Source organism: Sphingobacterium sp. B16(2022) (genome assembly GCF_012030425.1).
GTDB lineage: Bacteria > Bacteroidota > Bacteroidia > Sphingobacteriales > Sphingobacteriaceae > Sphingobacterium > Sphingobacterium anhuiense.
The window spans coordinates 32,241-54,631 of sequence record NZ_JAAUVN010000001.1 but is presented as its reverse complement, the minus strand read 5'-3'; the positions used below and the strand labels follow the sequence as shown (position 1 = coordinate 54,631).

Below are 22,391 nucleotides of genomic sequence, written 5' to 3'. Positions count from 1 at the left end.
CGAATACATCACTAGTCTATTCCAGCTACAACTTTTCTCAGATAAACGATGATCAATAAAAGAGTTGGAGATTTTTTTATAACAAATAGAAAAGGTTTTAAAAATTTATTTTATTATAAGGAAGAATTTGGTCATTGCTGTATACATAAAATTTGAAGCAAAGCAAAGGGAGACAATTGGATCCGTCTTAAAAATTTCATATCTAAGACAAAGCCTCGGTGACTTTGTCTTAGATATGATAATAATGATAATCTTGATTGTTTATTTAATGGTATACAAATTAGTTTATATACCGATGAAAAGAGAGCTCAAACTATCAATTTTTATCAATCTTGCTTACTACTAAATGCAAGAGTATTGAACAGCAACTTTAGAATGCGCAGCATCTCCACCAAAGGGAGGATTCATTTTTTTTATAGAAACATCTATTGTTTTTGCAAATGAAAAATGATCATGTATAGCCTTTAGTATTTCATGAGCAGCAGATTCTAATAACTTCCTTTTGGGTTTCATGACCCGATGGATGATCTGATACAAAATCTCATAATTCACGGTCTTATCTAAATTCTCGTGGTCATCAATACCTGCATCAAACTTTACGGAAACGTTTACCAGAAATTCATTACCTAATAGTTGCTCTTCTACATAAAATCCAATCGGAGCAAATACGCGAACATCTTCCAAAAAAACGGTTTGTACTATCTTCATCCTACAAACCTATATTTTTATTCTGAATAAAACAGAATATGAGTTCAATTTCCTGTCACATAGAAAGTCCAATTATGCAGACTATCATCCAAGAGGGTATACATATTTTAGAATGGCGAATTTCTAAAACTCATATCCACTCACAAACGTCCCCCTTGTAAACTTACATTTTTCTTAACAAACCTGAATGCGCGATGACATATGAGAGTTTATTCTCTTATTGAGACAGAAAAATTTAATGAACAGACACAACCTCTACTTCAAAAATTAGTGTAGCATTTCCGCTAATTTCTTTCGAAACACTTAATTCTCCATATCCGAGCGAAGATGGTATATACAAACGCCATTTACTGCCTTCTTTCATGAGCTGCAGTGCTTCTGTCCATCCAGCTATCACTTCATTCACTGGAAAAGATACAGGTTTCTTCTTCTTGGCGGTTGAGTCAAAAACAGTTCCATTGATAAGGCGTCCTTCATAAAAACATTTTACACTATCGGTTAGTTTAGGAATCTTACCATTGCCCTCTTCTATTACCTCATACTGCAAACCAGAAGGCAGGCTGACCACAGTATCACGCAATGCATTTTCTTTAAGAAATGCTTCACCTTCTACCAAATTTTTTTTTGCCTCTAAGCGTAACTTTTTTAAATATCCTGTCGCGTTAGCCATATTTTTTTTTTCAAACATAGATAATTTTGTTTTATCTATAATAATAACTGCATCTCATGCGAAACAAAATTATCGATCTCCCCTCTGTTGTAAGGAATTATTTTACTTAGGAAAGATATCAATCTCTACCTCATCATTCAATTTCCAGTCGAAAACAACTGAAATAGGCCAATGGTCGGACAAAGGTTCGCCATACTGATCGACAAACTTTTCTTTCTCTACTTCATAAACTTTTGGAATTAACGTCAGCTTATCATTACTTCTGAACATGACTTTATCGATCGATTCTGATTCATTATTAATATCCATAATATCAACACATAAAAACAAGGGGTCAATAATTGGAATCACGTGATCACGTTGCAAGGTGATCCAGCAATCTTCCAGCTTTGTCTTATCCATAAACTCCACCAAGTTGTCTTCAGAGAATGAGAAGTGAGAATTAAAATCACCGGCAACTATGATTGCCTTTCCTACCGAAAACTTATTGATGTAAGTAGCCAACTGCAGATAATTAGCCCGTCTAGCCTTTGCTGCACGCGGATGATCCTGAGAGTTAGCATGAATATTATAAAAATCAACCTCAACACCTAAGCCTAAATGCACAGTACAATGACTAAAGCCTTTTGGTGTTAAACGATCTGATCCCGTCCTATTCTGCCATTCAATTCGCTTAAAATTGGTTATCGGATATCGGGACAAACTATCCAGGCCATCCCCAAAAATAGCTAAACCCATACTGATGGTACGGTAAGGGTGAGAATTACCACCTTGGTATAAGTAGGTATTGTAATTAAAATCTTCTTGAATATGCACAATGTCAAAGTCATTACATAGCATACCTATAGTCGCGATACTAGTAGATCGATTTGTTTTGGCTGCAGAAATAACTTGGGGTAAACCTGCAATATTATAAGTTATAATAGAAAAATTGCCCGATCTATCATCGGACAATTCATATTCTTGTTCATGTATAAAAACACGGACTTTCCTTCGTATCAAAGATTTCCATAACTCATGTAGATATTGAAAAAACATATATGCTTACAACTAGTCTATTTTCAATGACAAATATAGAATGCCCATATTAAATTACAATAACCCTACGATTAAACTTCATTAAATCATTTTTGTTTACAGCATCTGGTCAATAGCATCCCATAATTTAATCCGCTTTTGTAGAGCAATTTTTGAAACCTGTTCCACTTGCTTCCACTTTACAGGATCAGCCTCACAAAGCTCCATAATCATCTTCATTGCCAGGGGACCATGTTCATCTGCATCTAATTCAATATGTCTTTCAAAATAATAAAGCAGCTTTTCCAAATTTGAATTTGGAAAATTTAGCTGGATCTCTTTTAAAATAGAAGAAAACATATCCGGTATCAAATCTTCTCTTCCGAAAGTAAACGCAGCTGCGATTTCATGAGCTGTTCCATTTGCAATAACATCAAAAGTAAATATTAAAAATTCTTTTATGTTCGGGTGCAAAGTACTTTCGGCAATAACTTTTAAAATATCACCACCTTCATAAACATCTTTTAGAAAATTATTAACTTCACTACTGTCCCCCCTCAGTGTATCTAAAGCATCCAGATACATTTCAAAATGGCTCAATCTACGACCATCTATATATTCATCGGATTCCTCGGCAACAACAATTTCATTAATTAAATATCTGGTATTCGGAAATTTTGAAGGATACCATGGCGTTGTTGTACAGGTTAATTTCTGCTGTAATGCTTTCAATAACGACATAAAATCCCACACAGCATATATATGCCCTTGCATAAACACTTGAAGATCTTCAATAGTTTTTATTTTATAATAAAGTGGGTGTGCAAGTAATTGATTTCGCTCGGTAGCAATGAAGGCATTAACATTATTGATGTATTCCATATCTTATGATTTGAAAGCAAAAATAGGTTCTCAAAATGAAAACTCTTCTGTTTTAAAAAAAATTGACGTCTTATTTACATATGATCACCTATGCTTGTTTAGGTCCGGCTAAAAAAATAGAAAAGCTTGAAGTGGGGAACCTCAAGCTTATCGTTAGCCATATATTAACCTATTTTATGAAAAGTATTTGTAATTAAAACGACCGACTTATTAAATTATTGTGCTTCGTTTTATTTTTTTTATAATTATTATCAAAATTAATATTTGTTAATAACTGCTGTCCTCCCTAAATATACCATTATTAGAGTTGATGTATATATAACGATAGCATGGATGTTTTTATTATCTCTCAAAAAAAATAATGCAAATTCCAGTGAATATTAAACTTCTAAGGTATATTTATTGTTGTACAAGAGTAATTCAATTAAAACACAATCGATATGGCAGATTTCAATTTAGAAGACTTTGTAAATATTTTAAACAATAAGGAGGTTTTTCAGTACTTGATTGATAAGAAAGTAATCAAGGAAAAAAAGTTTTTAGAGACATATGAATACGAGAAGGAATTACATGAGCTGCAAATTGAGCTAACGGCGATTCAAAATAAAGTCATATCAGACAATAAACGTGTTTTGGTTATTTTTGAAGGTAGAGATGCTGCTGGTAAAGGTGGTGCTATAGAAAGATTGGTAGAATATTTAAATCCTAAAAAATTAAGGGTAGTCAGCCTCCCTAAACCAACTGCAGAAGAATCAACTCAATGGTATTTTCAACGCTATTTCAAACAGCTGCCCAATGCAGGGGAAATTGTGTTCTTTGACAGAAGCTGGTATAACCGGGCTGTTGTTGAACCAGTTTTTGGTTTCTGTACTCCAGAACAACACACGCTATTTTTAAAACAAGTTAATGAAGTAGAAGAACTTTTAATACAGGATGGAGTTATCATCATTAAATTCTTTTTAAGTATATCTAAAGAAGAGCAGGCGAAGCGACTGGAAGAAAGGAGAACAGACGTTTTAAAACAATGGAAAATTGGCCCTCTTGACCAACAGGCGCAAGAAAAATGGAGTGATTATACCAGTTATATCAAGACATTATTTAAAACTACCGGCACCAAATTATCACCGTGGATAGAAATTGAAACGGATAACAAGAAAAAAGCCCGTCTTGAAGCGTTCAAAATCATCATTAATCAGATTGCAAATCAAAAGAGAGAAAAAACAGAAGATTTTGTTAAAATCCATAATTAAATTCGAAATCGGAAAAGAGTGCGTTATTTCGTCTCTTTTCCGCTAATTGAACCTTCTACTCCTATTACTTTAATTACTTTATCACCCAGTCTTGTTATATCCGACTTAAGCCCAACCATAACAGTCATAATATTGATTGGAGTGTCCTGTATTTTATTAAATGAATGTAAATAACCGATTTCCAAACCCAGGAAAAAACCATTAAATCGATAATCAGCACCAACCCCGAGTTTGCCTGAAAAAGAGAATTTTTTCTGATTTTCAATTTTAGCGATACTGTTGACAGCATCGACCTTCACTCTTGGTTCTGTCAAGAATCCAACACCAGGACCTGCATAAGCATAGGCATTTAATTTCTTTAGCTGTTTACGAATCCCCCCAGCTAGGGAGAACATGTAAAAATTAGCATTAGCATCCTCTATCTTATAAGGATACTGATTGTCCTGAATCTTTTGCTTGTAATCAAACGATAATGTATATAAAGCTGGATATAGATAATACTTTGGATTTTTCAATGAAATATCCAAACCTAAACTTCCTGAAAACTTTGGAGACAGAACATCTTTTGTCTTACCTAACGGAAAGCCCATTCCTGTTCCACCAAAATAATACACTTTGCGGTAATGAAGTGTATCTACACCCGACTGGGCAAAAACAGAGCAACACAAGAACAAACAAAATACAGTTGTTAAAATACTCTTCATAAAAAACGAATCTATTATTGTATTACAATAATAGACTCTAAAAGTTTTATATATGATCAATTATATTAAAAATAATTTTTTGACTGTGGTCCCTGACTAAACAATAAATCCACAATGCTCAAATCTGAATAAAATCCATTTTTCTCCTCAAACACTTGGTAATAAGGTTTCGGGTTTAATAAGAGACTTTCTTTCTTGGGATGGATACGGTCTCTAAAATCCAGCGCATCGGGAACCGACCTAAAATATTCATCTGTAAAAGACAATTCACGCTTTAATTTTAATGATTTTAACAAGAGCTCAAGCTGCGCAATATTGAAGTCAAATAGAAAATCAAACTTCTTATTGTAAAACTGAGCGAAATCATCCTCATAATATTCAAAATAAGCAGAATTGCGATATGCGGCTTGAAGACTCAACCAATGTAATCGTTGCCAGTCAAACTCATAGGAAATGCGCTTTTCCGACATCGGTGAACGTTCCTTTTTACTATGCTGTATGGGTACAATCAATTCCTGTATACCATTTGCAGTTGCAATACGTGTTCTAGAACGATAAGTTTGCTTTTGGAAATTATCATACTTCTCAATCAATACAGGTAACGCATTTTGTTGGATACAATGAAAATAAGAAACCGGAGGTAAGTAGCAAGTCGTTAATAATAAATGAGTTGACATAAAAAATCGTTGTATTTTACTTTATCTACTGCAAAAATAACTTAAATTAGGGATATTTGCAGGTAAGATTTACAATAGTTATCACGTTTACATGAAACAAAAAGCATTAGCAGCACTTCTATACCTTTTCGCTTTGATGCCATTTTGGTTCATTTATATGATATCCGATGTGTTATACTATGTATTCTATTATATAATAAGATATCGCAAAAACGTCGTATTTAATAATCTTAGAAATTCATTTCCTGAAAAAGATGAAGAAGAGATTATTAATATAGCGAAGAAATTTTACCGTTTTTTTCCTGACATGATTCTTGAATGTCTAAAGTTCAAGAGTATAAGCCGCGCTGAAGTAAAAAAAAGAATCACACTAATTGATGATCATGAATTAACTAAGCACTTGGACCAAAATAGAACAGTTATTGCCGTCACTGCACATTATGCCAATTGGGAATATGGTATTCACCGTTTAGGTGCCATTACAGAAGCTCCGACCCTCATTGTATACAAACCGCTAAATAATAAAACCATAGACAGTGTTTACAATCAGGTCCGTTCTCGATTCGGCGCTATTATGGTCCCAATGAAACAAATAGTGCGGCATCTAGCTAAATTAAGAGGAAAACCAAGTGTCAGCGTTTTTGTAGCAGATCAAGCTCCTTTACATTCGGATGCTGACTATTTTCTACAGTTCTTAAATCAGGAAACGCTTGTTTATACCGGTGTTGAACGAATTTCTAAAATGACCAATGGTCCTATAGTTTTTTGCCATATCGGAAGAAAAGAGAAAAGAGGATATTATTTTTGTAAATTTACAACATTAATTGAAGACCCATCTTCTTACTCCGACAAGGAAATAACCCATATCCATAATGCTTTTACGGAAAAAATAATCCGCGAAGAGCCACAATATTGGCTTTGGACACATAGAAGATGGAAAAGAAAACGTAGAAAATGAAAAATTACCCTAAAGTAGCTGTTGTTATTTTAAATTGGAACGGGAGATTTTTCTTGGAAAAATTTTTACCTTCCGTATATAATAGCAGTTACCCAAATATAGAATTCGTAATTGGAGACAATGCCTCTACAGATGATTCTTTATCATTTGTACGCGCTTCATACCCAAAAATTACCATCTTAGAAAATACGGAAAACTATGGTTTTGCAGGTGGTTATAACCATATTCTATCACGTGTGGAAGCAGATTATTTTGTGTTGCTTAATTCTGACGTGGAAGTTACACCAAACTGGATAGAACCTGTCATCGAAATGCTTGAACGAGACACTCACCTTGTGGCCGCACAACCTAAAATACTAGCCTTTCACAATAAAGCAAAATTTGAGCATGCCGGTGCTGCGGGTGGATACCTCGATCGCTATGGATTTCCATTCTGCTGTGGACGCATTATGGATAAAGTCGAATATGATTTGGGACAATATGATGATGAAAAAGAAATTTTTTGGGCATCGGGAGCCTCACTGTTTATAAAAAGCTGGGCTTGGAAAGAAGCACAGGGACTGGATGAAGATTTTTTTGCTCATATGGAAGAAATAGACCTTTGTTGGCGCTTAAAAAGAATGGGATACCGAATTGGTTATTGTCCAGACTCGACGGTATATCACGTGGGTGGCGGAACATTAAATGCCAGTAATCCACAAAAGACTTATTTAAACTTCCGGAACAATCTGTTTATGCTGCAAAAAAATGTTCCTATAGGGCAGCTATTTACAGTTATATTCATCCGCTTCTGGTTTGATTTTGCTGCCTTATTGAAATTTGCTTTTGATAGAAAATTTAAAGATGCCTGGGCTGTTAGCCGAGCACATCAAGCTTTCTTCCTGAATATTTTCAAAAACGCTAAAAAAAGAAAAAATCATATTAAAACCGAAAATAAGACTGGTCAATATAAAAAATCAATAATCAATGATTTCTATCTGGATAAGAAACAAAAATTTTCTGACCTAGATCAAGAGAGCTTTTTTTAAAGGCTTTACTAAGAGTAAGTAAAAACGCATAAAAATGCAGCTCTTATCAATAGCTGCATTTTTCATTAATTTCTGTTTGCAAATAGACTAAACGTACTTTTTATTTGTAAATTCGCAACATGTCATCCATGGATATTGAACAAAAAATAACTTCACTAACGCAAGAGCTCAACCATTATAATTATCAATATTATGTGTTGGCTCAAAGCCTTATTTCAGATTATGATTTTGATCTGAAAATGAAAGAATTGGAAGCCTTAGAAGCACAATACCCTGAATTCGCAGATCCCAACTCGCCTACACAACGTGTTGGTGGTGATGTAACGACAAAATTTGAGACCGTTAGACATCGCTGGCCAATGTTATCATTAGGAAATACCTATAATCAAGATGACCTTCGTGATTTTGATCAACGGGTACGTAAAATAATCGGCGATAATTTTGAATACATCTGTGAATTAAAATTTGATGGACTATCCATCAGCCTTACTTACCTGAATGGTAAACTGGTAAAAGCGGTAACACGCGGAGATGGAACACAGGGCGATGTGGTAACCAATAATGTCAAAACAATAAGAAGCATCCCTATTCATCTAAAAAAGGGAAATTATCCTGAAGAATTTGAAATAAGAGGTGAAATCTTTATGCATAAAAATGCTTTTTTACGCCTGAATTCTGAAAGAGAAGAGAATGAAGAACAAACTTATGCTAACCCACGTAATTTTGCCGCAGGAACGATCAAATTGCAGGACTCGGCTGAAGTAGCCAAAAGACCATTAGATTGTTTCTTGTACTTTTTATACTGTGAAAACAGAAACAAATTATTCCATAATCATTGGGAAAGTCTAGAAGCTGTCAAAGAATGGGGATTTCACGTTTGTGAACACACTCAAAAATGCCAGACGCTAGATGATGTTTTCTCCTTCATCGATTACTGGGATGATAAAAGACATGACCTGAGTTATGAAATCGACGGTATTGTCATTAAAGTAAATGATTATGGCGCACAAGAGGAACTGGGATTTACAGCAAAGAATCCACGTTGGGCTATTTCTTATAAATTCAAGGCTGAACGTGTTGAAACCCAACTCGAATCCATCAGTTACCAAGTCGGACGTACTGGAGCAGTTACTCCTGTTGCCAATTTAAAACCTGTTAGTTTAGCAGGCACAACTGTAAAACGAGCTTCTTTACACAATGCGAATGAAATAGCAAGACTTGATCTTCATAAGGGAGATACTGTTTTCGTAGAAAAAGGTGGTGAAATCATTCCGAAAATACTTGCAGTTAATGTAGATAAAAGATTGTCATCTGCCAAACCTTATGCATATCCGACACATTGCCCTGAATGCAATACCGAACTGATTCGTCAGGAAGGCGAAGCCGTTCATTATTGTCCAAATGAAGATGGATGCCCGCCTCAGATTATAGGAAAAATGCAACACTTCATTGGCCGTAAAATGATGGATATAGAAGGATTAGGCGATGAAACTATAGAAACTTTCTATAGGAAAGGGATTCTTAAGAATGTTGTTAATATCTATGGATTAAAAGATCATCAGGACCAATTACAGCAATTGGAGCGTTTTGGACAAAAATCTATCGACAATATGTTGAAGGGAATTGAAAAGTCCAAAGAAAAGCCATTCGAAAAATTACTCTTTGCATTAGGGATTCGACATGTTGGCGAAACAATTGCTAAAAAACTAGCACAACATTTCAAAACAATCGATGCGATTAAGGCTGCTTCTGTTGAAGAAATAGCTACTGTGCAAGATATCGGAATCCGTATTGCGGAAAGTATACATGAATACTTACATGTACCGGCCCACGAAGAGTTAATAGCAAAACTAAAATCTTACGGTTTACAGTTTGAAATTGAAGAGAAAGAAGTAATTTTGGACAGTAATGCATTAACTGGCCAAACATTTCTGATATCGGGTGTATTTACAAATCATTCGAGAGAGGAATTAACTGCACTTATTGAAAGTAATGGGGGTAAAATGGTTTCCAGTATTTCAGCAAAATTAAGCTACCTGGTAGCGGGAGATAAAATGGGGCCTTCAAAATTAGCAAAAGCAGAAAAACTAAACATCAAGATGATCACTGAAGATGAATTATTAGCTTTGATCGCAGATACAACAAGTATATAAATTAAATATTAATCTTTACAAACAACACAATGAACGAGCTTCATGGAGCTGGTGTAGCATTAGTTACACCTTTCAACGCAGATGGAACAGTTGATTTTGATTCTTTAGCACAGCTAATTGACTATCAAATTGACTCAGGTATGAATTATTTAGTCTCTTTAGGTACTACTGGTGAAGTAGCAACATTAACGAAAGACGAACGAAAGCGTATCTGGGATTTCACTGTCAAACAGGTGAATGCTCGCGTACCATTGATTGCGGGTATCGGAGGAAATAATACGGCAGAGATTGTAGAGCAGATCAAAAATTTTGATCCTACAGGATTCTGTGCTATACTATCCGTATCTCCTTATTATAATAAACCAGTACAGGAAGGAATATATCAGCACTATAAAGCAATAGCTGAGGCTTCTCCCTTACCTATTATTTTATATAATGTACCAGGACGTACAGGAAGCAACATGACTCCTGCCACGACAATACGCTTAGCAAAAGATTTTAAGAATATCGTTGCAACAAAAGAAGCTTCTGGCAACTTTGCTCAGTTTAACGAGATCTTAAGAGATAAACCAGCTGATTTCTTACTGATTTCGGGTGATGATCCTGCAACCTTACCTATGATGGCTTTAGGTGCAGTGGGAATCATTTCTGTTGTTGGAAATGCATATCCAGCTCAAGTTTCAAAATTAGCTGCATTATGTACTGCAGGTAGTTTTACTGAAGCTAGAACAATCCACAATGCGTTGCTTGAAATAACAGATCTTTGTTTTGTTGAAGGAAATCCTTGTGGGGTTAAATATATCCTACAAGAAAAGGGTATCGGTCAAGATTATGTACGCCTACCTTTAATACCGGTATCAGCAAACATTCAGACTGCTATTAAAGCAGAAATGCAAAAACTAAAATAAAATACCATACTATAATCATTGTATATTTAAAATCTATTAATTATCTTTGCACTTCCGTAAGTACGGAGAAAAATTAATAAACATAATTATTTAACAAAATGCAACAGTACGAATCTGTAATCGTTCTTACCCCGTTGCTTTCTGAAGATGCTGCGAAAGAAGTAATCGCAAAATTCAAAAACATCTTAGCAGAAGGCGGAGCCGAAATTGTCGCTGAAGACAATTGGGGTTTGAAAAAATTAGCGTATCCAATCCAGAAAAAAACAACTGGGTTTTATCACTTAACTGAATTCAAGGCTCCAGGAGAATTAATCAATAAATTAGAGGTTGAATACAAACGTGATGAGCGTGTAATGCGTTTCTTAACTATTGCTTTAGACAAACATGCTAAAGCTTATAGCGAGAAAAAACGTAGCGGTGCATTCAACAAAAAAGCGGAAACTAAAACTGAGGAGGGATCAAACTAATGGCTAACGAAAATATCCAATACGTAACTGCCCCTAAAGTAGAGGACAATCGTAAAAAGTATTGCCGTTTCAAAAAGAATGGTATCAAATACATCGATTATAAAGATGCTAACTTCTTGATGAAATTTGTGAATGATCAAGGTAAAATTTTACCTCGTCGTTTAACTGGTACGTCATTGAAATTCCAACGTAAAGTAGCTCAAGCGGTTAAACGTGCTCGTCACATCGGCTTGTTACCTTACTTAGCTGATTCATTAAAATAAGGAGGACTAGAGAACATGGAAGTTATTTTAAAACAAGATATCAAAGGCTTAGGTGAGCAAAATGATATCGTAAATGTAAAGCCAGGTTACGGTCGTAATTATTTAATCCCTCAAGGATTTGCTATTCAAGCGACTGTATCAGCAAAGAAAGTTTTAGCTGAAAACATTAAACAAGCTCAGTTCAAACAAGATAAAATTAAGAAAGACGCTACTGAATTAGCTACTAAGTTGGAAACTATTAAGTTATCAATCGGTGCTAAAGCTGGTGAAACTGGTAAAATCTTCGGTAAAGTAAACAGCATTCAAATTGCTGATGCTTTGAAAGCTAAAGGTTTTGATGTTGACCGTCGTCGTATTACTTTCGAAGTAGAACCTAAAGAAATTGGTGAATACTTAGCAAACTTAAACTTACACAAAGAAGTGAAAGTTCAAGTTCCTTTCGAAGTAATTGCTGAGTAATTCTTATTCAGTTTAACATATAGAAAAGGAGATAATTTCGATTATCTCCTTTTTTTATGACGTATATCGCGCTTATATTGAAGCAGTCTGTCTATCTAGTGGAATAAAAGAGGGTAATCATAAATAATATGATTACCTTCTTTTATATTATGAATATTCCCTAGATGAGTTTTCCGTATTTCAGTTCAATATGAAATTGCTATGTTATTTTATAATACCGCTCTTTTTTCATTCATCCTTATGATGAAATCTATATAAAAGGATTTCAATAAAATGAGTTCATGCACAAAGCTCAGCTATAAAATTCATAATATCGGGATTACAATTTTAACATAAGACCTACTGCTCCACCACCAAACAATGAATTTCTGTTTTTATCTCGTCCCCAAACCTTCCATAAGGTTTTCCCAACCTGTGTAACTGCATCATCTTCTTTACTCACGTAATTAAAGCTAGGGGCTACAAATACGGATAGTTTTTTATTTAGACGTAGCTCCGGAATCAATCTAAAACTAGAATGGTTATTGGATAATAATTTAAACTTATCTGTAAACTGATTTCGGCTGGATATCTCAGCTCGTAGCATAAATCTGCTGCCGTGTAAAAAAATCGCTCCTAAACCTGCTTCAAAAGCATAACGGGCAGTGTTATCATCTTTCAATGATACATGCGCTCCTAAAATGCTGTAAAGAACACGACCACCAGATCGGAATTGCACACCTAAATATGCATCTTGATCAATAGCAACAGAAATACTCTTCTCACCATTTTTAATTAAATTTAATAAGCCAATTGCATAGTCGCTGCTATCTGCAATATTAACTAACCCAGCAAGCTGAATACCTTTTACTTTATTGCCAATGTTGGCTATACCTGCAACTTGATTGCTGACAGTACCTTTACTTTGATTAAATCCACCTGCTAGTTGTGTCGCTCCTGTCCCTTCTTTCATCATATTGCCAATTCCAGAAATTTGAACTCCTTTCACCGTATCGGCCTTATTTAGTCCTCCCGTTAACTGCACCCCTTTGACATCACCAAATACTTGATTCGATATTCCTGCTACCTGCACACCATTTACATCGCCTCCCACGACATTGAACCCTCCTACTAACTGTACTCCTTCCATGTCATATTGATTGAGATTAAAAACTCCACCAATTTCTAAACCTTTTACCCCCGCAGTAGAACCTCCTAGGATATTTATTGAAAATTTATTAACAATCTGTGAGCGGATAAAACCATGTGAACTTAATCCCGGAGTCATCGATATCTGATATGGACTATATAGGAAAAGTCCGCCAAGGTTCATATTTTGAATACTTTGCGCCGGTGATAAAAATACTCGTCCAAAAAAAGATCGATAAAAACCATTGTCTTGCTCATATCCGGTAAAGTAACCATACTTTCTTTTTTTATTGCCAACTTCTGTATCGATGGGAAAAATCACTAAAACACTTGTATCACGAAACATTGCTTTACTTACATTAACAGCAATCAAACTAATTTTTTTCTTAACATCAAGTTCGAAATAACCATTTTTATCGGTTAAAGTAGAAAGTAGTGCATCGCGATCAAAAATACTAGCGTCAGAAATAGGTTTGTTGGTTCGAATATTTTTGATATAGCCCGTGATAACAACTTTATTTTTATCCTGCGACTGCACTTCAACGTCTACTGCCATACGTTGTGGCGTATATTGTATAATAATATGCTTGCCAATTTCCTTAAAACTATATTCCTTTCCTAACGTATGATCCAAAAAACCATATAGTGATCCCTTATATGCCGATACTTGAATCACACTATCCGTCTGCAGTATATTGCTATTAAAAGAAAACAAAGTACCATGCTTTTCATTCAGCACCTGAAAAATTTGACCTACTGTCATATTCGAATAAGCAGGTATTTGAATCTGGGTCGCTAACTGTTGCTGTGCATCCGCTTTTGAAAAGCTAAACAAAACTAAAAATATGAATAGGTAACTAAACTTTTTTAAAAGTGGAATCTTAGTGATATGATTGATAAATTTTACCAAAAACATGATTATCTAGTTATATGAATAATTGAATCTTTAATAATAACCTTACATTTAAATGTGTCCGATATGACCTGTAAAATTTGATTTAGACTATTTTGTTGAAATGTTGCCGTTAACAAAAGCTTTTTATCTGCTTCGAGATCAATAACAATTTTTTGATCATACGCCTTAATTAATAGTTCTACGACACGCTCTAACTTGGTATTTTCAAAGACAAACTCACGATCTACATAGTATGTATAAAACAAGTCTGGCATCTTTTTGACTGATACTTTAGTGGTATCATTATCTTGGATCGTAATCATTTCTTTAGGATGCAAGTAAACCTCCTTATTGCTGTATGAAACTTTGACCAAACCTGTTGCTACAATTACTTCGGTAGCTCCTTCATAACGACGCACATTAAAACTCGTGCCCAAAACAGTAATCTGGCTCTTACCTGATTTAATCACAAAAGGATGTTCTTTGTCTTTAAACACATCAAAAAACACCTCTCCTTTCTCTAATTTTACGTTTCTCTGTTTACTCATCCATGTTCGGGAATAAACAATTTCTGAGTTCTTATTGAGTGTAACTCGAGAACCATCTGGCAGTGAATCTGAGAGGACAGCGGTAGCACTAAAAAGATTTTTTTCTTGCTTATAACTATTATTAAATAAATAAAACCCTAATGAACAGATGACCAGCACTCCAGCCGCTGCCCACCAGTTCCATTTTATCGTTACTGTTTTATTCTCAGCAACTTCTATTACTCCAGCAACTCTATTTTCTTTAGCGAATTTAAAATTTTCCCAAGCTCGATCGACATCTACCTCTGGTGCTTCAAGTGGTTTAGGTAAACGGTCCCACATATCTTTTATTTTTAAATATTCAGTTCTATTCCTAATATCTTGTTCCAACCAGTTTTTGATTCTAATATTTTCTTCTTCATTGGTTTCTCCAATGATGTATTTTTCTAGCAATTCCTTATTCATAATATATAAATGATATAAAAAATAATTACAGTTAAATAATCCATCAGCTCAAGACGTAAGTGTCGCAACGCTTTGGTCATATGTCCTTCAACAGTTTTAATGGAAAGATCCAATGTCTGAGCAATATCTTTATATTTCATCTCTTGAAAACGGCTCAGCTCAAAAACAGTACGACTCTTTTCAGGTAGCTTAGCTAGTGCTACTTGTAGTTTTTGATCAAGATCTTTTGCACTTTGATCGACAGCAGGAACAACTTCTTGCCTACTTTGCTGATAAGATTGATATTTCATCTTTCTCTGCTCTTTTTTTAAGAAATTCATACTTTCATTATAGATAGCACGATATAAGTAAGCTTTTAAAGATGTATGTACTTCTTCCTCCCAATTTTTCTCCCATAGACGCAAGAATACTTGCTGTACGATCTCTTCAGCACTCTCACTATCTCTCAAATAACGAAATGCAGAACGGTGCAATTCCTTATAGTACAAACGAAACAGTTGCTCAAATTTCTTTTCTTTATTTTCTGACATTGATTGAATTTTCCGGATTCATGAAACAATCTACTTTTATTTATGACAACTGAACTGGCCTATACCCTTACACTAATTTCATTTCTTTTTATTGATTCAAATTTAAAATATATAAAACGATAATATTTTATTTTTTTTCAAGGGTATCGTGATGTTATGTTGTCATAAAGGAAAGACGAATAATTAATCAATACACATACAAATACGTTTAGAAAAATGAAAACAACATTAAAAACTGCCCTTATGGGATTGACATTATTAGGATTGTCCACCGCAGCAAAAGCACAAGAAGTTACTTATGGACTTCAAGTTGGAAGCAATTATAACATGACATCTTTTGGTAACAAATCCGTCAAAGATAATAATGGGAAAGTGGGTGTTTCTGTCGCTGGGTTTGCCCGTATTGGAAATGAATTATTCTTTCAACCGGGTTTAGGAGTGAGCTTGTTACGTAAAGAATATACTTTTGACAAAAATGAGAAAACACCAAAATTCTATCAGATAAATTTACCGCTTCAGATAGGATATAAGTTGATCAATGATGGCGATTTTAATTTACGTGCTATGTTGGGACCACAATTGAATTATGACATTAAAACCGTTAAATCAACAGCAACTACTGATTATAAAAAGTTTTCTTTTGATGGTCGAATTGGATTAGGTCTTGATATTAGCAAATTGACATTAGATGCCTATTACAGTCATGGATTTAGCAGTATTGATAAAACTCTTGATGCTAAAAACAAAACGGTAGGCATCATGGTAGGCTACAAATTTTAATTAAAATAATTTTCAAATCACGAGCGTTATCCTAAAGAATAACGCTCGTTTTTTTTGTAAAACTGATCATTACAATTTAACAATGATTTAAAAAAACTATTTATTATCGATCATCTTTATACGGCCTTCTTCCTGTGTTACAAGTTGTTTTTCGACAGCTATGCCAATCGCATAACGCATCGAAAATTCAATTTGCTTACCCATTTTCTGAAAATCAAATTGACGAGCCAAGTATCGGACTAAATCATCTTCAACGATACTTAAATTCTGTTCGACGGCTTCTTGCAATGCTACTATAATTTCCTCTGGGGCTATATCTTCTGAATTTCTTCCTATTCCAGCATTTGACCGATAATAGTTGATATCAACCACACTTTGTTCCTTCCAATAAAATGGTTGACGGTGTTTGGTTACTTGCGAAGGAACATCTACTATTATTTCAGATAGAATTCGCTCGATTTTAACACTAGGTTTGGCTTCCCAATGTTCCATAATACGCTTATATAAAAAAGACTTACTTATGGGTGATTCATGATGAATAAGCAACTCCATCTGTCTATGGATCAATGCCCTATTCCCAAGATCTTCTAAGCCCTCTGCTCCGATAGCAAATGCTTTTGGCAAATGAGTGCTCTCATAAGGGATCTGTTTAGAAATTATAGGAGAATAATCAATTTCTTCAATATGATATCCATTCTGATGAATACTTTCTGTGACGTTAGCTACAATATGGTCATGCTCTTCTGTTTTTAATAGCAATGCATTAACTTTTTCCAAAATAGATTCAACTATAAGGTCAGCATTCTCAATCCAATCCAATGTCCAGATTCTAAAAATATTCCAACCTAAACTTTCCAACATTTTTGGTAATACCAGTTCGCGGTCGTTGGTAGTTTCCGCTTGAAAATAATTAAGTCCATCTAATAAAATCGATAAAATATAGCGTTTCGGATGTTCGGGATGAACAATACCTAAATCAACTCTATAGTCAGATGTTCCTATATTGACATTGACGATTAATCCTTCGGCACGTAATCTATTTGCGATATTTTGGGTTAAATTAGCATGATTATCTGTCGTGGTTATTTGGCTAGCATCTAGTACAAGGTGTCCTTTTTCGGCAAAAGTCAGAAAATTTTTCAAACCCGCGACTCCTTCTGAAGCTGTACGATTTAAGTTTATCTGATCAGATCGAAGTGTTGCAAAAACTTTCATTTCCTCTCGAGCCCGAGTTACCGCAACATTCAGCCTTCTCCAACCACCTTCCCTATTCAACGGTCCAAAATTCATACTCACTTGACCATTTTCATCTGGTCCATATCCAATTGAAAACAAAATCACATCTCGTTCATCACCTTGAACATTTTCTAGGTTTTTAATAAAAATAGGTTCATCACTTTCCGTAGCCCATGCTTCCAGCTCCGAATCAAGTCGATACAACTCGTTTAGCTTATCTTCTATAAGATTCTGTTGCACTTGACTAAAGGTGACAATACCGACACTCTGTTTTCGAGTTTTTTCATTCTGAAACCGTCTTGCGACATCTTCAACGATGGCCTGTGCTTCGAATTTATTCTGTCGGGTTTTACCCTTGTCATAATGACCTGATACATGCTGGTACGTGACACGACTATTTAGATCATCTGCTGATGGAAATGTTAATAATTTATTGTCGTAATAATGTGCATTACTAAAAGCAATAAGACTTTCGTGTTTACTTCGATAATGACGTAACAAATATTTTGAAGGAAATGATAAAGAAAGACAGTCATCTAAAATACTTTCAAGGTCCTCAATTTCCATATTTTCCTCATCTACTTTATTCGTCATGAAGAATGATGTTGGAGGCATCTGTTTTGGGTCACCTACTATAACCGCGTGTTTAGATCGAGCTAAAGAACTGACAGCTTCACAAGTGGGTAATTGAGAAGCTTCATCGAAAATTAATAAATCAAACTGGTCCGGATTTACCTCAAAATATTGAGCCACTGAAATTGGACTCATAAGCATACACGGAGCTAAACGAGGCAGTAATGCTGGAATTTGATCGAATAGCTTTCGAATGCTTACACCACGTCCCCGATTTTTAATAGCACGCTGTAAAATTGCTATTTCAGATCCTTGAAGAGCTTCAATAGTATTATTTGGCAACCGTTCATTAAGTCGTAACAATAATTCCTTTCTAGTCAATTCAGTGAAAGAATTTGCAATTTGTTTATACTTTTCGATCTTATCTTCAAATAATCGAACATTAAACATATTAAGTGCTTCATGCGAAGCGATCACTTGATTGGCCAGATTGTAATGAATGATATAATCAAAATGTTCCAAAAGATGTTCTTGTTTAAGATCATCTTTTTCATACAATTCAATAAACCAGTTTAAATCTAATGATATGGCTTTTTCTTTTGTTTTCGAATAATTTGTCCAATTCTTTAAATAATCAATCTGATCAATAATACCAGAAATTTTACCTTCGATATCAGTCAGCCAATCGACCTGAACAGGATAAGACCGAATATCTAATTGCGTTAAAGTTTGAAAATCATTACTCTTAATAAGTAGTGTACCCCATACCTTTGTTAAACTTTGTAAAGTATATTCTTGATTTGGGATCAATTGGGATGTTTTTGTTTTCGACTTTTCAATCCACTTTTGTACAATATCAGTTACGGTAACATTACTTAATGCTATTAATTGTCCATTAATTATTTTCAGTGTCTCAATTTGCTCCTGCACAAGTTTTAAATTAGTATCTTCTTGCAGGTAAGAGCTGCCTAAGCCTTGGTGGATTGCCTCATACTCTTTAGACTCAACTACTGCTCTTATTTGTTGAAAGGCATTGACATAAGCAAAAAACTGATCGAAGGTTTCATCTTCATGTAAAGGTATGGTACTAAAAGCTGACAAACCTTTCTTTACTTTTCTTTTTTTAAACCATTTTGGTAAAAACCAAGTTTGTTTTGCCTCATTCCATAAAGATTCTAATGCTGTCAAATTAGCATCGAGCACGCTTTTGTGAGCATGATTTAATAAAACCTGACGTCTGCTCTGATATATTTCAAAATGAGAGATCCATTTCTGTAATCGCTCTTCTTGCGATTTGCTTAATAGCATCTTCCAAAGCGATAAATCCGTCTCAGGAAGTTCCGTTAAGGACTTAATAAGCTGATCGAATAAATATAAATCTGACCAAGATAAGTTCTGAATCGGCATATCAAAATTTGATATGAACTGACGTAGCAATTGCCCATACTCCAACAGAGTATGATTTAATTCTACAGCAGAGGATACAACTTCCTGTTGGATAGCACTTGAGTATTGCACAAGAGCAATACCTTTGAACGGATTCTGAATAGGATTAGCGATAATCTTTGAAACAGAATTTAAATCGATTACCAGATCTTTCCATGTTCGCCATTTCTCATTTGTCAAAGAATCAAAAAATGTTTTAGGGAGATCGATTTTAGCGAACTGATAAGATTCTAAAGTTGTTAATGCTGTAATACTATCGTACAAACTCCAGCCAATAGGTTGCTGTTTATGCAATTGGCTAATATAAATCTGTAACTCTTTTTTAGCATTTATTAAATGATTGGCCTCATCTTGAAAATTAAAATTACCCTTCAACTGCGGCTGTTCCAAAGTTTCTGCAAGCTGTGACAGTAGATCTGATTTTTTTGCTTTATTGGAGTGTAGTTCCAAACAGAAATTGGATAGACCTATTGCTGCCAATCGCTTATATACAACATCTAATGCGGCTTTCTTCGCAGCAACAAACAATACTTTTTTGCCCTGATAAAGTGCATTTGCAATAATGTTAGTAATCGTCTGGGATTTACCTGTCCCAGGAGGACCATGTAAAACAAAACTTTGATTCTGATTAGAAGTGAAAATTGCTTCTAATTGGGATACATCTGTTGCTATAGGCAACGCTAAAGCAGATGGGTTTATATTATCAAAATCTAATGGAACTTCCTCTTTTCCAATATCTAATCGCAACTGGCCATCGATAAGGCTACGAACAATGCTACTTTTTGCAATTTCTTCAGATTGGTGCGCAATATCATTCCAAAGAATTAATTTGTTAAAAGAGAAATTACCCAAAATCACCTGATCTACAATATCCCATCCCTTAAGTCCCATGATTGCTCGTCGCATCTGTGCGATCAATTGTGCAACATCGATTCCTTTTCCATCTTTAGGAAGCTCTTCGAGATCCCGGAGATCCAAACCGTGTTCTTGACGAAGAAACTCTAATAAGGTAATATTGATCATCGCCTCTTCTTCGCGGCTTCTGAGGACAAATTTACTGTTGATAGAGCGTCGCGTCAGCTCAACCGGAATTAATATAATTGGAGCAGATCGAACTTGGGCAAGCGTTTTTTTATCCCGCCACTGTAACAGTCCTATAGCCAAGAATAAAGTACTGGAGCCGTTCTCTTCTATCGATAATTTGGCATTTCGGGATATATGAGTCAGAATTGTATCTAAATCATCAGCATGATAATAAGATAATAAACGGTTATGTGCTAATTCTTCTTTTGCCAATTGATATGCTGCCGATGAAGGATGTAATGAAGGATTCAAGATATTGTACTGCTTCAGTATGGGAGCATCTGCACTAGCACTGATCGAGAAACTTTTACCATCAACTAACAGGTCTTCCAGGTCATGAATATTTACATCCATAATCTGTAACATATTTTTTGTCATACGCAAATTAAGAAGATTGTTGCGCAATGACAGGTCTAACAGCTTTCTTTCCCAGACTTTCTGCTTACTGATGGATTTATTACCATTTCCCTCAAATTCTTCATAAATTTTTCCTACCTCAATCGTTTCTTCTTGCATCTTCAAATCTACTTGATTTCGTATAAACTCATGCTCGAGATCGCAAGAATCATCTATCTTTAATGGAAGAGGTTTGATACCGCTGGCACGCGCACGCTTTATGTCGATGGAAAGTAAGAAATCATTCCTTTCTATCAGGCTCGCTTCCGCAAGATCAATTGCCTGATTAAAGTTAATACTAGCTCCTTTACAAACACTTGTTGACTCAACAACAACAATTTCACTTATTCCTTTAGCAAAACGTTTAGTAATAGCGGTTTTATCTTCGTTAATAATCTGCGCAAATCGATCTTGATGAAGCCAACATCCTACGAAAGCATGTCCTTTAGTAACTATTATTATTGGATTCAAATCAATCGCCTCCAAACATGCTGCGTAGAGTAAACTAATATCAATACAATTACCAAAACGTTTTTTTGCAATAACATCAACCATCCTCAGCCGTTGTCCATTCTCTTCAAAACTAGGCGGTAATGCGCTGTATACTATTTCTTGCGCTTGCAAAGCATAGTATATCGCCCGCATCATTTCAAGAATCCGCGATGGATCTGTAGCCTGGTACCCCTCAAATTTAACAGGTAAATTTTGCTGTTCTAGATAGGCAATCGCCTTACTTTTAACAGCATAAATGTAAGGATGATTAGGTGTAATATAAGATGCTAATAATTCTGGAAGAGTATTAAAACCTCCAAAAAATGATAAGGGTTGCAACGCTATAGACACTACTTCTTCTGTTAATAAATTTTCGTCCTGATAAACTCTAATTTGAAAAGTACTTCGTTCGACCTCGCTTAATTGAAGGAAATAAATTGGCTTGACAATAATTTTATCCGTGGGTATCTTAACAGATAATCCGACGGGTAGATAGGCTAATTCATAAGAAAAAGGTTCCATCCACGCTCCGTCAGAATCAATTTCAATTCGGATTTTTTCTAAAATTTGATCGCTCTTAGAAGAGAGCATCAAATTGCTCAAAAAAGTAATCTGATTTTGATACATAGAAAGATTTAGAAATTCTGCCACATCTCTTTCTATATAAACCTGTTTCATATTATCCATTCGCATTTT

19 protein-coding genes are annotated in these 22,391 nt (G+C 34.9%); 9 read left to right on the top strand and 10 right to left on the bottom strand.

Going from position 1 to position 22,391, the window contains the following annotated elements; translation table 11 throughout:
- Positions 1-342: 342 nt before the first annotated feature.
- The 4 genes from folB to HCX49_RS00200 all read right to left on the bottom strand — a co-directional run bounded on the left by folB (position 343) and on the right by HCX49_RS00200 (position 3,277).
- Positions 343-708: a dihydroneopterin aldolase gene (gene folB / locus HCX49_RS00215; protein ID WP_021191479.1), complete on the bottom strand. Its 366-nt coding sequence runs from the start codon at positions 706-708 to the stop codon at positions 343-345.
- Between the two features lie 235 nt (positions 709-943).
- Positions 944-1,378, bottom strand: a complete 435-nt coding sequence (locus HCX49_RS00210; RefSeq protein WP_168125823.1) for an FKBP-type peptidyl-prolyl cis-trans isomerase — start codon at positions 1,376-1,378, stop codon at positions 944-946.
- A gap of 102 nt (positions 1,379-1,480) precedes the next feature.
- A complete protein-coding gene (locus HCX49_RS00205) occupies positions 1,481-2,416 on the bottom strand; it encodes an endonuclease (protein WP_132773728.1) in 936 nt (311 codons plus the stop codon).
- Positions 2,417-2,512: 96 nt separating this feature from the next.
- Positions 2,513-3,277: a DUF3050 domain-containing protein gene (locus HCX49_RS00200; protein WP_132773730.1), complete on the bottom strand. Its 765-nt coding sequence runs from the start codon at positions 3,275-3,277 to the stop codon at positions 2,513-2,515.
- A 440-nt stretch (positions 3,278-3,717) separates the two neighbouring features.
- Here HCX49_RS00200 and ppk2 point away from each other — a divergent pair, with 440 nt between their 5' ends.
- Complete coding sequence (gene ppk2, locus HCX49_RS00195) at positions 3,718-4,527, top strand: polyphosphate kinase 2 (RefSeq protein ID WP_132773732.1); 810 nt, start codon at positions 3,718-3,720, stop codon at positions 4,525-4,527.
- Positions 4,528-4,550: 23 nt separating this feature from the next.
- On the opposite strand, the gene HCX49_RS00190 is transcribed toward ppk2, so the two are convergent.
- Entirely contained in the window at positions 4,551-5,231 is a 681-nt protein-coding gene (locus tag HCX49_RS00190) for an outer membrane beta-barrel protein (RefSeq protein WP_031289216.1), read from the bottom strand.
- 65 nt (positions 5,232-5,296) lie between these two features.
- On the bottom strand, positions 5,297-5,908 hold the full coding sequence (locus HCX49_RS00185) for a WbqC family protein (RefSeq protein ID WP_021191485.1): 612 nt from the start codon (positions 5,906-5,908) through the stop codon (positions 5,297-5,299).
- A gap of 91 nt (positions 5,909-5,999) precedes the next feature.
- Here HCX49_RS00185 and HCX49_RS00180 point away from each other — a divergent pair, with 91 nt between their 5' ends.
- The 7 genes from HCX49_RS00180 to rplI all read left to right on the top strand — a co-directional run bounded on the left by HCX49_RS00180 (position 6,000) and on the right by rplI (position 12,144).
- Positions 6,000-6,866 carry a lysophospholipid acyltransferase family protein gene (locus HCX49_RS00180; protein ID WP_132773734.1) on the top strand — a complete coding sequence of 289 codons (867 nt, stop codon included), beginning with the start codon at positions 6,000-6,002 and terminating at the stop codon, positions 6,864-6,866.
- Positions 6,863-7,894 carry a glycosyltransferase family 2 protein gene (locus tag HCX49_RS00175; RefSeq protein WP_132773736.1) on the top strand — a complete coding sequence of 344 codons (1,032 nt, stop codon included), beginning with the start codon at positions 6,863-6,865 and terminating at the stop codon, positions 7,892-7,894. Before HCX49_RS00180 ends, HCX49_RS00175 begins: the two co-directional genes overlap by 4 nt.
- Positions 7,895-8,013: 119 nt before the next feature.
- Positions 8,014-10,047, top strand: coding sequence for an NAD-dependent DNA ligase LigA (gene ligA, locus HCX49_RS00170; RefSeq protein ID WP_132773738.1), 2,034 nt, complete (start codon positions 8,014-8,016; stop codon positions 10,045-10,047).
- 29 nt (positions 10,048-10,076) lie between these two features.
- Complete coding sequence (gene dapA / locus HCX49_RS00165; RefSeq protein WP_132773740.1) at positions 10,077-10,955, top strand: 4-hydroxy-tetrahydrodipicolinate synthase; 879 nt, start codon at positions 10,077-10,079, stop codon at positions 10,953-10,955.
- Between the two features lie 98 nt (positions 10,956-11,053).
- Complete coding sequence (rpsF, locus tag HCX49_RS00160) at positions 11,054-11,422, top strand: 30S ribosomal protein S6 (protein WP_021191489.1); 369 nt, start codon at positions 11,054-11,056, stop codon at positions 11,420-11,422.
- Complete coding sequence (gene rpsR / locus HCX49_RS00155; protein ID WP_021191490.1) at positions 11,422-11,685, top strand: 30S ribosomal protein S18; 264 nt, start codon at positions 11,422-11,424, stop codon at positions 11,683-11,685. Before rpsF ends, rpsR begins: the two co-directional genes overlap by 1 nt.
- A gap of 15 nt (positions 11,686-11,700) precedes the next feature.
- Positions 11,701-12,144 carry a 50S ribosomal protein L9 gene (gene rplI / locus HCX49_RS00150; RefSeq protein ID WP_021191491.1) on the top strand — a complete coding sequence of 148 codons (444 nt, stop codon included), beginning with the start codon at positions 11,701-11,703 and terminating at the stop codon, positions 12,142-12,144.
- Between the two features lie 319 nt (positions 12,145-12,463).
- Here the strand turns inward: rplI and HCX49_RS00145 are convergent, their stop codons facing one another.
- The 3 genes from HCX49_RS00145 to HCX49_RS00135 are packed head-to-tail and all read right to left on the bottom strand — an operon-like array spanning position 12,464 to position 15,689.
- Positions 12,464-14,188 (bottom strand): hypothetical protein, encoded by a 1,725-nt coding sequence (locus HCX49_RS00145; protein WP_132773742.1) that lies wholly within the window; start codon positions 14,186-14,188, stop codon positions 12,464-12,466.
- 2 nt (positions 14,189-14,190) lie between these two features.
- Positions 14,191-15,159: a FecR family protein gene (locus tag HCX49_RS00140; RefSeq protein WP_132773744.1), complete on the bottom strand. Its 969-nt coding sequence runs from the start codon at positions 15,157-15,159 to the stop codon at positions 14,191-14,193.
- Positions 15,156-15,689 carry an RNA polymerase sigma-70 factor gene (locus HCX49_RS00135; RefSeq protein WP_021191495.1) on the bottom strand — a complete coding sequence of 178 codons (534 nt, stop codon included), beginning with the start codon at positions 15,687-15,689 and terminating at the stop codon, positions 15,156-15,158. The genes HCX49_RS00140 and HCX49_RS00135 overlap by 4 nt, the downstream gene beginning before the upstream one ends.
- Before the next feature lie 216 nt (positions 15,690-15,905).
- On the opposite strand from HCX49_RS00135, the gene HCX49_RS00130 reads away from it, so the two are divergent.
- On the top strand, positions 15,906-16,469 hold the full coding sequence (locus tag HCX49_RS00130) for a porin family protein (RefSeq protein WP_021191496.1): 564 nt from the start codon (positions 15,906-15,908) through the stop codon (positions 16,467-16,469).
- 96 nt (positions 16,470-16,565) lie between these two features.
- On the opposite strand, the gene HCX49_RS00125 is transcribed toward HCX49_RS00130, so the two are convergent.
- Positions 16,566-22,382: a DUF4011 domain-containing protein gene (locus HCX49_RS00125; protein ID WP_165905988.1), complete on the bottom strand. Its 5,817-nt coding sequence runs from the start codon at positions 22,380-22,382 to the stop codon at positions 16,566-16,568.
- Positions 22,383-22,391 lie beyond the last annotated feature (9 nt).

Bases quoted from the DNA above. Each gene is read 5' to 3' on its own strand.
- HCX49_RS00190 (WP_031289216.1), bottom strand. From the start codon at position 5,231: ATGAAGAGTATTTTAACAACTGTATTTTGTTTGTTCTTGTGTTGCTCT.
- HCX49_RS00145 (WP_132773742.1), bottom strand. From the start codon at position 14,188: ATGTTTTTGGTAAAATTTATCAATCATATCACTAAGATTCCACTTTTA.
- HCX49_RS00125 (WP_165905988.1), bottom strand. From the start codon at position 22,382: ATGGATAATATGAAACAGGTTTATATAGAAAGAGATGTGGCAGAATTT.
- rpsR (WP_021191490.1), top strand. From the start codon at position 11,422: ATGGCTAACGAAAATATCCAATACGTAACTGCCCCTAAAGTAGAGGAC.
- HCX49_RS00210 (WP_168125823.1), bottom strand. From the start codon at position 1,378: ATGGCTAACGCGACAGGATATTTAAAAAAGTTACGCTTAGAGGCAAAA.
- rplI (WP_021191491.1), top strand. From the start codon at position 11,701: ATGGAAGTTATTTTAAAACAAGATATCAAAGGCTTAGGTGAGCAAAAT.
- HCX49_RS00140 (WP_132773744.1), bottom strand. From the start codon at position 15,159: ATGAATAAGGAATTGCTAGAAAAATACATCATTGGAGAAACCAATGAA.
- HCX49_RS00130 (WP_021191496.1), top strand. From the start codon at position 15,906: ATGAAAACAACATTAAAAACTGCCCTTATGGGATTGACATTATTAGGA.
- ligA (WP_132773738.1), top strand. From the start codon at position 8,014: ATGTCATCCATGGATATTGAACAAAAAATAACTTCACTAACGCAAGAG.
- HCX49_RS00205 (WP_132773728.1), bottom strand. From the start codon at position 2,416: ATGTTTTTTCAATATCTACATGAGTTATGGAAATCTTTGATACGAAGG.
- HCX49_RS00175 (WP_132773736.1), top strand. From the start codon at position 6,863: ATGAAAAATTACCCTAAAGTAGCTGTTGTTATTTTAAATTGGAACGGG.
- folB (WP_021191479.1), bottom strand. From the start codon at position 708: ATGAAGATAGTACAAACCGTTTTTTTGGAAGATGTTCGCGTATTTGCT.
- HCX49_RS00200 (WP_132773730.1), bottom strand. From the start codon at position 3,277: ATGGAATACATCAATAATGTTAATGCCTTCATTGCTACCGAGCGAAAT.
- HCX49_RS00185 (WP_021191485.1), bottom strand. From the start codon at position 5,908: ATGTCAACTCATTTATTATTAACGACTTGCTACTTACCTCCGGTTTCT.
- dapA (WP_132773740.1), top strand. From the start codon at position 10,077: ATGAACGAGCTTCATGGAGCTGGTGTAGCATTAGTTACACCTTTCAAC.
- HCX49_RS00135 (WP_021191495.1), bottom strand. From the start codon at position 15,689: ATGTCAGAAAATAAAGAAAAGAAATTTGAGCAACTGTTTCGTTTGTAC.
- rpsF (WP_021191489.1), top strand. From the start codon at position 11,054: ATGCAACAGTACGAATCTGTAATCGTTCTTACCCCGTTGCTTTCTGAA.
- HCX49_RS00180 (WP_132773734.1), top strand. From the start codon at position 6,000: ATGAAACAAAAAGCATTAGCAGCACTTCTATACCTTTTCGCTTTGATG.
- ppk2 (WP_132773732.1), top strand. From the start codon at position 3,718: ATGGCAGATTTCAATTTAGAAGACTTTGTAAATATTTTAAACAATAAG.